The sequence below is a fragment of the Micromonospora sp. CNZ297 genome (assembly GCF_007827625.1).
In genome coordinates, this window is the sequence record NZ_VISU01000021.1 from 1 (window position 1) to 12467 (window position 12467).

General features: G+C 73.9%; 10 protein-coding genes. 3 read left to right on the forward strand and 7 right to left on the reverse strand.

The features are described 5' to 3' along the window. Window positions 1-91: 91 nt before the first annotated feature. Complete coding sequence (locus FB454_RS27625; protein ID WP_030271157.1) at window positions 92-1531, reverse strand: aldehyde dehydrogenase family protein; 1440 nt, start codon at window positions 1529-1531, stop codon at window positions 92-94. 142 nt (window positions 1532-1673) lie between these two features. Here FB454_RS27625 and FB454_RS27630 point away from each other — a divergent pair, with 142 nt between their 5' ends. Then, complete coding sequence (locus FB454_RS27630) at window positions 1674-3110, forward strand: gamma-aminobutyraldehyde dehydrogenase (RefSeq protein ID WP_013284186.1); 1437 nt, start codon at window positions 1674-1676, stop codon at window positions 3108-3110. A gap of 4 nt (window positions 3111-3114) precedes the next feature. Next, the gene (gabT, locus tag FB454_RS27635) at window positions 3115-4386 is read left to right on the forward strand and encodes a 4-aminobutyrate--2-oxoglutarate transaminase (protein ID WP_145823790.1); all 1272 of its coding nucleotides are present in this window, start codon (window positions 3115-3117) and stop codon (window positions 4384-4386) included. A gap of 67 nt (window positions 4387-4453) precedes the next feature. Here the strand turns inward: gabT and FB454_RS27640 are convergent, their stop codons facing one another. The 6 genes from FB454_RS27640 to FB454_RS27665 form a co-directional block, all read right to left on the reverse strand. Then, entirely contained in the window at window positions 4454-5113 is a 660-nt protein-coding gene (locus FB454_RS27640) for an RlpA-like double-psi beta-barrel domain-containing protein (protein ID WP_145823791.1), read from the reverse strand. Between the two features lie 75 nt (window positions 5114-5188). Continuing rightward, window positions 5189-5824 carry a M15 family metallopeptidase gene (locus tag FB454_RS27645; protein ID WP_013474098.1) on the reverse strand — a complete coding sequence of 212 codons (636 nt, stop codon included), beginning with the start codon at window positions 5822-5824 and terminating at the stop codon, window positions 5189-5191. Next, the gene (locus tag FB454_RS27650; protein ID WP_145823792.1) at window positions 5821-6954 is read right to left on the reverse strand and encodes a D-alanine--D-alanine ligase family protein; all 1134 of its coding nucleotides are present in this window, start codon (window positions 6952-6954) and stop codon (window positions 5821-5823) included. The genes FB454_RS27645 and FB454_RS27650 overlap by 4 nt, the downstream gene beginning before the upstream one ends. Then, window positions 6951-9086, reverse strand: coding sequence for a pyridoxal-phosphate dependent enzyme (locus FB454_RS27655; RefSeq protein WP_145823793.1), 2136 nt, complete (start codon window positions 9084-9086; stop codon window positions 6951-6953). The genes FB454_RS27650 and FB454_RS27655 overlap by 4 nt, the downstream gene beginning before the upstream one ends. A gap of 115 nt (window positions 9087-9201) precedes the next feature. Beyond that, entirely contained in the window at window positions 9202-10254 is a 1053-nt protein-coding gene (locus FB454_RS27660; RefSeq protein ID WP_030271169.1) for a sensor histidine kinase, read from the reverse strand. Beyond that, window positions 10251-10916, reverse strand: coding sequence for a response regulator transcription factor (locus FB454_RS27665; RefSeq protein WP_030271171.1), 666 nt, complete (start codon window positions 10914-10916; stop codon window positions 10251-10253). Before FB454_RS27665 ends, FB454_RS27660 begins: the two co-directional genes overlap by 4 nt. A 237-nt stretch (window positions 10917-11153) precedes the next feature. Between FB454_RS27665 and FB454_RS27670 the strand changes: the two genes are divergently transcribed. After that, on the forward strand, window positions 11154-12437 hold the full coding sequence (locus tag FB454_RS27670) for a sigma-54-dependent transcriptional regulator family protein (protein ID WP_145823794.1): 1284 nt from the start codon (window positions 11154-11156) through the stop codon (window positions 12435-12437). Window positions 12438-12467 lie beyond the last annotated feature (30 nt).

Consider the following 12467-nt stretch of genomic DNA (forward strand, 5'->3'; position numbering starts at 1 on the left):
CGGACAAGCCGACGAATCCCCTAGAAGACACCCAAGGTCAGTCAGAGGGTGAGTCAGACCGGCCGGGTGACCCGCTCCCACATCATCACTGTCAGAGGGCCACGCCGGTCAGCACCGTGACCCGCGGCTCGGTGTAGTCGTCCATCGCGCTGCGCAGCCCTTCCCGCCCGACCCCGGAGCCCTTCATCCCGCCGTACGGCATCTGGTCGGCCCGGTACGACGGCACGTCCCCGACGATCACGCCGCCGACCTCAAGCGTGCGGGCGGCGTCGAACGCCACGTCGAGCCGGTGGGTGAAGACGCCGGCCTGGAGCCCGTACGCGGAGTCGTTGACGGCGGCGAACGCGGCCCGGTCGTTCACGACCGGGGCGACCACCAGCACCGGTCCGAACACCTCCTCGGCGCACACCTTCGCGTCGGCCGGTACGCCGCTGAGCACAGTGGGCGGGTAGGTGGCGCCGTCGCGCCGCCCGCCGGTCTCGATGACGGCGCCGGCGGCGACCGCCTCGTCCACCCAGGTCTCGACGCGCTGCGCCGCCTCGACCGACACCAGCGGGCCGACGTCGGTCAGCTCGGAGCGCGGGTCGCCGGTGCGCAGCGCCTGCACCGCCGCGACGAGCCGGGGCAGGAAGCCGTCGTAGAGCCATTCGTGCACGTAGACCCGCTGCACGGCGATGCACGACTGCCCGGCCTGGTAGTTGGAGAACGTGGCGATGCGGTGCGCGGCGAAGGTCAGGTCCTCGTCCGCCGCCCAGTCCTCGCAGATGACCGCCGCCGCGTTGCCGCCGAGTTCCAGCGTGACGTGCTTGTCCGGCGCGGCCCGGCGGATGGCCGCGCCGACCGGTCCGGAGCCGGTGAACGACACCACCGGTAGCCGCGGGTCGGTGACCAGTTCGGCGGCGCGCTCGTTCGGCAGCGGCAGCACCGAGAACATGCCCTCGGGCAGGTCGGTCTCGGCCAGGATCTCGCCGAGCAGCAGCGCGGTGAGAGGTGTCGCCGGAGCGGGCTTGACCACGATCGGGGTGCCGACGGCGAGCGCCGGGGCGACCTTGTGGGCGACCAGGTTGAGCGGGAAGTTGAACGGGGTGATGCCGAGCACCGGCCCGCGCGGCACGCGCCGGACCAGGGCGATCCGCCCGGTGGCGGCGGGGTCGGTGTCGAGCCGTTGCAGCTCGCCGGAGAAGCGGCGGGCCTCCTCGGCGGCCCAGCGGAACGTGGAGATCGCGCGCCCGACCTCGGCCTTCGCCCACTTGACCGGCTTGCCGTTCTCGGCGGTGATCAGCGCGGCGACCTCGTCGGCCCGCTCGGCGAGCCGGCGGGAGACGTGGTCCAGGGCGGCCGCGCGGGCGTGCGCGGGCAGGGCCGCGGCCTCCGCGGCCACCCGGGCGGCGCCCGCGACTGCGGCTTCGAGCTGGTCGGCCGTGGCGAGCGTGGTACGCCCCACCGGCTGCCCGTCGTACGGGTGGGTGACTGTCAGCTCGTCCTCGCCGTGGGCGGGGCGACCGGCGACGTAGAAGGCTCTCGGCTCCACGACCGGCAGCCTAGACCACAGACGCCCACGCGGAAACAGTTGCTCAAACCCTTGTCTGCCTCGGATTTAGTAGCCAAGATGGCAGTCAGATTGCGATAACCTCCGCTGACCCTCTCCCCGGCCACCCTCTCGGAGACTTCTGATGAGCGACCAGCAGCAGCTGCGCAACTTCGTCAACGGCGAGTACGTCGACCCGGTGGACGGCGGCTACGCCGACCTGATCGACCCGTGCACCGGCGAGGTCTTCGCCCAGGCCCCGGTCTCCGGCGCGGCGGACGTGGACGCGGCGATGAAGGCCGCCTCCGCCGCGTTCGAGACCTGGCGGGACGCCACACCGGCCGAGCGGCAGCGGGCGCTGCTGAAGTTCGCCGACGCGGTGGAGTCGCGGGCCGCCGAGCTGGTCGACGCGGAGGTCCGCAACACCGGTAAGCCCCGGCAGCTCACCGCCGACGAGGAGCTGCCGCCCGCGGTGGACGAGCTGCGCTTCTTCGCCGGGGCGGCGCGCCTGCTGGAGGGGCGCTCGGCCGGCGAGTACATGGCCGGGCACACCTCGTACGTGCGGCGCGAGCCGATCGGCGTCTGCGCCCAGGTCACGCCCTGGAACTACCCGCTGATGATGGCGGTGTGGAAGATCGCCCCGGCGCTGGCGGCGGGTAACGCGGTGGTGCTGAAGCCGTCGGACACCACGCCGGTGTCGACGCTGCTGCTGGCCGAGATCGCCGCCGAGCACCTGCCCCCGGGTGTGTTCAACGTGGTCTGCGGCGACCGCGACACCGGCCGTACGCTGGTCTCCCACCCGACCCCGCAGCTCGTGTCGATCACCGGCTCGACCCGCGCGGGGATGGAGGTGGCCGCCGCGGCGGCGCCGGACCTGAAGCGGACCCACCTGGAGCTGGGCGGCAAGGCCCCGGTGGTGATCTTCGACGACGCGGACGTGGCGGCGGCGGCCGAGGCGATCGCGATGGGCGGCTACTTCAACGCCGGTCAGGACTGCACGGCGGCGACCCGCGTGCTCACCGGTCCGGGCATCCACGAGGATTTCGTGGCCGCGCTGACCGAGCAGGCCCGCAACACCCGCACCGGCGCGCCGGACGACGCGGACGTGCTCTACGGCCCGCTGAACAACGCCAACCAGCTCGCCCGGGTCAGCGGCTTCGTGGACCGGCTGCCGGACCACGCGAACGTCACCACCGGCGGTGCCCGGGTCGGCGAGCGTGGCTTCTTCTACGCCCCGACAGTGGTCTCCGGCGTACGCCAGGCCGACGAGATCATCCAGGACGAGGTGTTCGGGCCGGTCATCACCGTGCAGCGCTTCTCCGACGAGGACGAGGCGGTGCGCTGGGCGAACGGCGTGGACTACGGCCTGTCCGCCTCGGTGTGGACGCGCGACCACGGCCGGGCCATGCGGATGACCCGGCGGCTGGACTTCGGGTGCGTCTGGGTGAACACGCACATCCCGTTCGTCTCGGAGATGCCGCACGGCGGCTTCAAGCACTCCGGCCACGGCAAGGACCTGTCGGTCTACAGCCTGGAGGACTACACCCGGGTCAAGCACGTCATGCACAACATCGAGGGCTGATCCGATGGCCACGAGCGAGGAGTTGCACAAGCGCCGGGTCGAGGCGGTGGCGCGGGGCGTGGGCAGCACGATCCCCGCGTACGTGGACCGGGCGGGCGGCGGCACGATCACCGACGTGGACGGCCGGGAGTGGATCGACTTCGCGGCCGGCATCGCTGTCACCAACGTGGGCAACTCCGCGCCGCGCGTGGTCGAGGCGGTACGCGCGCAGGTCGAGCGCTTCACCCACACCTGCTTCATGGTCGCGCCGTACGAGTCGTACGTGGCGGTCTGCGAGCAGCTCAACGCGCTGACGCCGGGTGGCTTCGAGAAGCGGTCGGCGTTGTTCAACTCCGGCGCCGAGGCGGTGGAGAACGCGGTGAAGATCGCCCGGCACGCGACCGGGCGGCCCGCTGTGGTGGTGTTCGACCACGCGTACCACGGCCGGACCAACCTGACCATGGCGCTGACCGCGAAGAACATGCCGTACAAGCACCGGTTCGGGCCGTTCGCCGGTGAGGTCTACCGGGTGCCGATGTCGTACCCGCTGCGCGACGGCGGGCTCGACGGCGCCACTGCGGCGGCCCGGTCGATCGAGATGATCGAGAAGCAGGTGGGCGCGGAGAACGTGGCGGCGCTGCTGATCGAGCCGATCCAGGGCGAGGGCGGTTTCGTCGTACCCGCTCAGGGTTTCCTGCCGGCGCTGCGCGAGTGGGCGACGGCGGCCGGGGTGGTGTTCGTCGCCGACGAGATCCAGACCGGTTTCTGCCGCACCGGCGACTGGTTCGCCTGCGCGCACGAGGGCGTCGAGCCGGACCTGATCACGCTGGCCAAGGGCATCGCGGGCGGCCTGCCGCTGGCGGCGGTGACCGGCCGGGCGGACCTGATGGACGCGGTGCACATCGGCGGCCTCGGCGGCACGTACGGCGGAAACCCGATCGCCTGCGCCGCCGCGCTCGCGTCGATGGAGACGATGCGGGAGCTGGACCTGGCCGCCGCCGCGCGCCGGATCGGCGCGGTGATGGGTGAGCGGCTGCGCGCGATCGCCGCCGGTGACCCGCGCGTGGCCGAGGTACGCGGCCGGGGCGCGATGCTCGCGATGGAGATCGTGGTGCCGGGCACGCTGACCCCGGACCCGGCCGCCACGGCGGCGATCTCGGCGGCCTGCCACGCGGCCGGGCTGCTCACCCTGACCTGCGGCACCTACGGCAACGTGCTGCGGTTCCTGCCTCCGCTCGTCATCTCCGACGACGAGCTGGGCCGGGGACTGGACATCCTGGCGGCCGCCTTCGGCTGACCCCGGACGTGGGACACCATGGGCCCGATCTCCCCCAGGACCGGCCCATGGTGTTCCGCCCGGAGGATCAGCGGAGCAGCTCCACAGTGTTGCGCCGGACCAGGTTCTTGCCGGGTTCCCGGATCGCGTCCATGGCCGCCGTGTTCAGCAGCACGCAACTACCAGACGGCCCGGTCACCGTCACGGTCACCACCTTGTTGTTGTCCAGGTTCGTCACCCGCAGCCGGGTGCCGAGCGGGAACTGGCCGCTGGTGGCTGCGGGCGCCCCGCCCTCGGCGAAGAACGTGAGCGGGCCGGAGCAGACGCTGCCGCCGATCGGCTGCGCCGCGCCCGGCCGGGTCTCACCCGGCTGCGCGCCCGGCGCCGGGGCGGCGGCGCCGTCGAGGCGTTCCACCACGTTGCGGCGGACGACGTTCTTGCCCGGCTCGCGTACCAGGTCCATGGCGGCGGCGTTCAGCAGCACGCAGCTCCCGGACGGCCCGATCACCGTCACCGTGGCCACCTTGCGGTTGTCCAGGTTCGTCACCCGCAGCCGGGTGCCCACCGGGAACCTGTCGCTCGTCGCGGCCGGCGGCCCGCCCTCGGCCGAGAAGGTCACCGACCCGGCGCAGACCGATCGCGCGGCCGGCGCGGTGTCCGCGAAACCGAGTCCGGTGCCCACCGAGACCGCCACAGTGGCGGTCACCGCCACAGTCGCCGCCAGCACGTGCTTGCGCTGCACCCTCACGTTCTCTCCCGTCGTCGCTGTCGTTCGACGCGTGGTACGGACGGGAGGGCCGGACCGTTCACCCGGATGCGTGGGCTACAGCGGACCGTAGCGGGTGTGTGGCGCTCCGGTCATCAACGCCCAGTACCTGTCGCCGTACGACCAGTGCCACCACTCCGTCGGGTAGTTCACCAGCCCCGCGCCGCTCAGCGCCGCCACCAGCACGTTCCGGTTGCGCCACGCGCTGACCGGGATGTGCCGGGCCGCGGTGAAGCAGGCGTCGGCGCTCTCCTCCGGGGTGGCGTCGAGCGCTGTGCCCATGTCCAACTCCACCCCGCCGGCGTCACACAGCGTGAGGTCGACTGCTCCGCCGGTGCTGTGCGGGGCCACCTCGACCGGCGAGACGAACTTGGTGGTCTCCCGGTGCAACCGGTCCGCCGGCCAGTCCGGGTGGCGCCGCCGCAACTCGTCCCGGTAGCCGGTGAAGATGTCGAGCTGCGCCCGGTACGGCCGGTACCCCTCGACCACGAGCAGGCGCAGCCCGGCCGGCAGCGCGCGCTGCGCGGCCAGCAACCGGTCCGCGACCCCGAGCCGCACCCGGGCGTACGCCCCGGCGGGGTCGGCGGCCCGCCCGTCCACCCGCAGCCCGGGCACCTCGCGCAGGTCCACCAGGGGTTCGCCGTCGTCCCGGCTGGACACCGCGGCGACCCGGGGGTCGGAGAGCAGGATCACGGCGTACCCCCGGGGTGTTCGCGCGACGGCCGGGCCGCGTGCCTGGTGAAGGCGAGCGCGACGAGCCGGTCCACCACCTCGGGGTACGCGACGCCGGACTCGGCCCACACCTTCGGGTACATCGAGTGGGCGGTGAAGCCGGGCAGCGTGTTCAGCTCGTTGACGAACAGGTCGCCGGTGGCCTCGTCGTAGAGGAAGTCGACACGGGCCAGGCCCCAGCCGCCGATCGCGGTGAACGCCCGCACCGACAGGTCGCGGATCCGCTCGGTGACCTCGTCCGGCAGCGGCGCCGGGACGATCATCGGGTCGGCGTCGCCGAAGTACTTCTGCCGGTAGTCGAACCAGCCGCCCGCGACCCGGACCTCGCCGACCGCCGACGCCTCCGGCTGCCAGCCGCCGAGCACGCCGCACTCCAGTTCCCGGCCGGTCACGCCCTGCTCGACGAGCACCACGTGGTCGTGCCGGAACGCCTCCTCCACGGCGGCGATCAGGTCGTCGCCGTCGGCCACCCGGGAGATCCCGATCGAGGAGCCCATCCGGGCCGGCTTGACGAACAGCGGCCCGCGCAGCCCGACCACCAGCGTCTCCGGGTCGGACGCGGCCCGCCAGGTCGGTTCGTCGAACCAGACGTACGGCGTGGTCGGCACGTCCTCGGCCCGCAGCGCCCGCTTCATCGCCACCTTGTCCATGCCGACTGCGGAGGCGAGGATGCCGCACCCGACGTACGGCACGCCCAGTGACTCCAGCAGCCCCTGCACCACGCCGTCCTCGCCGTACGGGCCGTGCAGCACCGGGAACACCACGTCCAGTTCGGCGTGCACAGTCGCGGGGGCGTCGGCCGCGCCGACCGCGACGGTGCCGGTTGTCGTTCCGCGTCGCAGCTCGACCGCCGGACCGGTGACCGGCAGCCGGTCGTCGATCGCCCGCCCGGCCGTCACGGTTCCGAGGTGCTGCGCGAGCACCGGTTCGGGCAGCAGCCTGATCCCGCCGGTACGGGTGATGCCGAGCGCCACCACCCGGTGCCCCTGCCCGGCCAGGGCCCGGGCCACGCCGAGCGCCGAGGCGCAGGAGACCTCGTGTTCCGCCGACGGGCCTCCGAACAGGACACCGATCCGCATTGTCTCTCTCATGCCGCCACTCCCACAGTCATCCGGTCGCCCGCCAGCCGGGCCACCAGGTCCGCTTCCACGTTTCCGCCGGTCAGCACCACGCCGACAGTCATCTGCCGCCTGCCCTCGGGTGGCCACGGCGCCCCGCCCCCGGGGCGGGCGACGCCGCCCGCGCCGGACGGCTCGCCGAGGCGCAAGGCGCCGGCCAGCGCGGCCGCGCCGGACGGCTCGACGAGTACCTTCAGGTCCAGCAGGAGCAGCCGGAACGCCTCGGCGATCGCGTCGTCGTCGACACGGACCACCCCGCGTACGCGGTTGCGGGCCACCGCGAACGGCAGGTCGCCGACGCAGCCGGGGCGGAGTCCGTCGGCCAGGCTCGGCGCCGGGGCGACAGGTGTGGGCCGTCCGGCGGCCAGGCTGCGCGCCAGCGAGTCGCAGCCGACCGGCTCCACGCCGTACACCTCGATCGGGGTTCCGGCCGCCGCCAGGCAGGCACCGGCGATGCCGCCGCCCCCGCCCACCGGCACCACGAGCGCGTCCAGCGGTGTGCCGCGTCGCGCCGCCTCCTCGATCAGTTCCAGGCTCGCGCTGCCCTGACCGGCCACCACGTCCGGGTGGTCGTACGCGTCGACCAGCGGGTGGCCCTCCACCTCGGCGATCCGCCGGGCGACTGCGAGGCGCTCCTCGACTGTGGTGCCGGCCCGGACCACCCGGGCCCCGGCGGCCCGCGCCCGGTCCACCTTCACCGGCGCGGCGTCCTCCGGCAGCACGACGGTCGCGGCCAGCCCGTGCCGCCGCGCGGCGAGCGCCACCGCGACGGCGTGGTTGCCGGTGCTCTGCGCGACCACGCCGGTGTGCCCGGCGGCGGCGAGCCGGCCCACCGCCAGCATCGCGCCGCGCATCTTGTACGAGCCGCCGTCCTGGAGGTTCTCCGCCTTGAGCAGGATCCGGGCGCCGGCCAGGCGATCGATCGCCGGGCTGTGCAGCACCGGGGTACGCACCACCCGGCCGGACAGCACGCGGGCGGCCTCCTCGACATGTGTTCGGTCCGGCAGTACCGGCGCGTCGATTCGGGGCATGGTCTCTCCTTCGGGATTCGAGTGGGCGCGGCGGCGCGGCAGGTCGAACAGCCAGTGCGCGCCGAGCGCGGTGAGGCAGCGGTGCGCGGCGAGGCTCAGTGCCAGCACGAGCGCGGTGAGCAGGACCGGGTAGACGGTCACCAGCAGCGCCCGGGCCGGCCCGGGCAGGTCGGCCACCGGTGCGGCGAGGAGCCGGTCCAGCAGCGCCAGCACCGGCATGTGGATCACGTAGACACCAAACGTGCGGCGGCCGAGCCGGGCCAGCGCCGGACCGGCCAGGCGGTGCCGGGCCAGCCGGGCGGCGGCGGTCAGCCCGAACGCCACAGCGATCACGGAGACGAGCAGGTACACGCCGGGCCACCTCTGCGCGCCGGCCAGCGCCATGGCGGCCAGCCCGATCGCGTACGCCGCGCCGCTGCCGGCGAGCCGCCGGGTGCTGGTGCCGTCCGCCCACCGGGTGAGGTACGGCCGCAGGTGCACGCCGGCCAGGAAGAACACCAGGTTCTGGTAGACCTGCCCCCGGTTCCCGGGACTGTCCAGCAGCCCGGTCGCCGCCACCGCGGACAGCGCGCCCGCAGCGGTCAGCAGCATCGCCGGGTGCACCCGGCGCAGCGCCTTCGCGATCGCGAAGTAGAACGCCAGCGCGTACAGGTACCACAGATTCGAGGGCGTCACGGTGAGCTGGGCCAGCAGCTCACCGCTGTCGGTGGCCCGGTCGGTCGGGAAGTCCGGTGCCGACGCCAGCAGCGCGGTGTGGATGAGCAGCCAGATCGCGTAGAGGTAGAGGTTCCGCGCGATCCGGGGCCGCCCGGCCACCCGCCACGGGCGGGCCACCGCGTTCGCCGCGAAGATGCCGGAGAGCGCGAAGAACAACGGCATCCGCAGCGGCAGCAACTGCTCGCCGAGCAGCCCCCACGCACCCGGCACCGGCAGGCCGACCCGCCAGTCGACGCGCAGGTAGTCCTTGACGACGACGTGCCACAGCACCACGAGCACGATGCAGGCGCCCTTCGCCACGTCGGCCCAGAGCACCCGGCCGTCGGGCGGCACGTTCCCCTCGGTACGGGTCGGCACTGCGGTCTCCTCTCCGGCCGTCTGCGGGTGGAAGGCGGCTCCGCCGGTCCCGTCCTCGGGCAGGTGTCATCGCGGGACGCCGCGACGGCGGCCCCCGGAGTCGTGTGTGGGGTGGTCAGCCCACGGGGGGCAGGTGGACGTCGACCCGCAGGCCGCCGTCCGGCCCCGGACGCGCGGCGATGATGCCGCCGTGCGCCTGGGTGATGGAGCGGGCGATGGCCAGGCCGAGCCCGGCGCCGCCGCCCTGGTTGGTCCGGTCCCGGGCGAGACGCCGGAACGGTTCGAACAGCCCGTCGACCGCCTCGGCGGGGACGCTCTGCCCGCTGTTCATGACGGTCAGCGCGGGGTCGCCACCGACCGTGACGACGAGCCGGCCGCCCTCGCGGTTGTACTTGACGCCGTTCTCCACCAGGTTCGTGACCAGGCGTTCCAGCAGTACCCGCTCGCCGGTCACGATCCGGGGCGACAGCTGGGCCTCCACTGTCACGCCGGCCTCGGCGGCCCGGTCGGCGTACGCGGCCAGTACGCCGCTGACGATCTGTTCGAGGCGTTGCGGGGTGGAGGACCGCAGGCCCTGGTCGCTCTCGCTGAGCGCGAGCAGCCCTTCGATCAGCCGCTCGTTGCGTTCGTTCGTGGCGAGCAGTTGGGCGGTCAGCAGTTCCAGTTGCTCGCCGGTGAGCGACTGGGCCATGCCGACCTCGATCAGGGTGCGTTGCACCGCGAGCGGCGTACGCAGTTCGTGCGAGGCGTTCGCGGCGAACCGCCGCTGTCCCTCGTATCCGGCGGTGACCCGGTCCAGCATGTCGTCGATCGCGCGGCCGAGCCCGGCCAGCTCGTCCCGGCCGCCGCGCCGGATCCGGTAGCCGAGGTTCTGCGGCCCCAGGTTCGCGATCGGGGCGGCCAGGTCGTGCACCGGGCGCAGGCACCAGCGGGCAGCGCCCCACACCGCGAACCCGATGGCCACAAGCACCAGCAGTTCGATGAGCATGGGCAGCAGCGGGACGAACGGGCGGCCCGGCTCGCACACCGCGCCGATCGTGGCCAGGCCGCAGAACCGCTCGGCCTGCCCCCACACCATTTCGAGCAGCGACTTGACCAGGTTGGGCAGCATGAACCCGGCGAGCAGGGCGAGCACCCCGACCAGCAGGATGCGGCGGCGGGGGCTCACTCCGGCTCGCCGATCCGGTAGCCGGCCTTCGGCACCGTGTGGATGACGGACGGCTGGCCGAGCTTCTTGCGCAGGGTCATCACCGTCACCCGGACCGCGTTGGTGAACGGGTCGGCGAACTCGTCCCACGCCTGTTCCAGCAGCTCCTCGGCGCTCACCACCCGGCCACCGGCCCGCATCAGCACGTGCAGGACGGCGAACTCCTTCGGGCTCAGCCCGAGCGGGCTGCCGTCCCGGGTCGCGGAGTGCCGGGCCACGTCGAGCACCACACCGTGCTGCTCCAGCACCGGCGGGAGGGCCGGGGTGGACCGGCGGCCCAGCGCCTGCACCCGCGCCACCAGCTCGGCGAACGCGAACGGCTTGGTCAGGTAGTCGTCGGCGCCGAGCCCGAGGCCGGCGACCCGGTCCCGGATGCCGGCGGCGGCGGTGAGCAGCAGCACGCGGGTGCCGGCGTCCGACCCGGCCAGGCTCCGGCACACGTCGTCGCCGGTGGCGCCGGGCATGTCCCGGTCCAGCACCGCCACGTCGTACCGGTTGACCCCGATCCGTTCCAGCGCGCCGTCCCCGTCGTAGCAGACGTCGACAGCCATGGAGAACCGTCGCAACCCCTCGGCGACCGTGTCCGCCAAGAGCCGCTCGTCGTCCGCCACCAGCACCCGCACCGTTGCGCTCCCCCGTGTCTTCCCTCGTCGTCCGGCACACCATCGCAGGCCGGAGTTAAGGGTTCCGTAAGCGTCCGCAGCAGCCATCCTCCACGCGGGCCACGCTGCGACAACCGGCGTGGGGCCGTCTGGGCCGTTCGTCCGGTACGCAGGCGGCACGAGCACCGCTCAGGTGACCCGGATCACGCATTGGCGCTCGGGGGTGAGGTGGGTCACGATGGGTGGAAGGAGGCGCTGGTGGCTGACCCGTGGCTCGCCCTGGAGTTCGGCGCGGATCCGGCGGAGCGGATCGCGCAGATCGGTGCCGCCCACGAGGCGTTCCTCGCCGCCGGCACCACCTCCGGCCGGGTCCGGGAGGTGGTGGCCCGATCCTGGGAGCGGTCCGCGCTGCTCGACCCGGAGACCACCGCGCCGGTCGACCTCGCCGACGACGCGCTGGAGACGTACCGCGCCGCGCACCCGCTGGCCCGGGTGATGCCGCTGTTCCGCGACCTGCTCGGCGGCATCGCGCAGGACGGCGCGCACCTGATGGCGGTCTGCGACGCCGCCGGGCGGCTGCTCTGGGTGGAGGGCCATCCCGGGGTGCTGCGGCACGCCGAGCGGATGAACTTCGTACCCGGCGCCCGCTGGGACGAGGCCCACGCCGGCACGAACGCCCCCGGCACCGCCCTCGCCGTCGACCACGGCGTGCAGATCTTCGCCACCGAGCACTTCGTCCGGCCCGTGCAGCGCTGGACCTGCGCCGCCGCGCCGATCCACGACCCGGCCAGCGGCGCGCTGCTCGGCGCCGTCGACATCACCGGCGGGGACCACCTGGCCAACCCGCAGAGCCTCGCCCTGGTCCGGGCCACCGCCCGGGCCGCCGAGGCGTTCCTGGCCGGCGCCGCGCCCGCCGCGCCGGACGTGGCGTACGTGTCGGCGCTCGGACGTGACGAAGCGGAGTTGCGCGTCGGCGGCCGGCGCATCCGGCTCGGCCGGCGGCACAGCGAGCTGCTGGTGCTGCTGGTCGACCATCCCGAGGGGCGCACCGGGGAACAGCTCGGCCTCGACCTGTACGGCGACGACAGGCGGCACCCGGTCACACTGCGCGCCGAACTGTCCCGGCTGCGCCGCGTGCTCGGCGAGGAACTGCTCGACTCCCGCCCGTACCGGCTGCGGCCGGCCGTGCGCGCCGACTTCCGTACCGTCACCGAACTGCTGGAACGTGGCGATCCGGCGGCGGCGCTGCGCGCGTACCCCGGGCCCCTGCTGCCCCTGTCGGACGCGCCGGGAGTCGCGCGACTGCGCCGCCTGGTCGACGGCCAGTTGCGCGCCGCCGTGCTGGCCGGCGCCGACCCGGGGCTGCTCACGGCCTGGACCGCGACGGCGGCCGGGTCCGACGACCTGGCCGCCTGGCAGGCCCTGGCCCGGGCGTTGCCGCCGGGCGCGCCCCGCCGGCCGCTCGCCGTCGCGCGGGCCCGCCAGCTCGCCGAGGAGTACGCGCTGCCGCGCGCAACGTTCCTGCAACGTCCCGGAAACTAGCCTGCCCGCCATCCACCCCAGACGGACGGC

What these genes read in the sequence shown, in the direction of transcription:
- FB454_RS27630 (WP_013284186.1), top strand. Translation starts at nt 1,674, where the DNA reads ATGAGCGACCAGCAGCAGCTGCGCAACTTCGTCAACGGCGAGTACGTC.
- FB454_RS27650 (WP_145823792.1), bottom strand. Translation starts at nt 6,954, where the DNA reads ATGAGAGAGACAATGCGGATCGGTGTCCTGTTCGGAGGCCCGTCGGCG.
- gabT (WP_145823790.1), top strand. Translation starts at nt 3,115, where the DNA reads ATGGCCACGAGCGAGGAGTTGCACAAGCGCCGGGTCGAGGCGGTGGCG.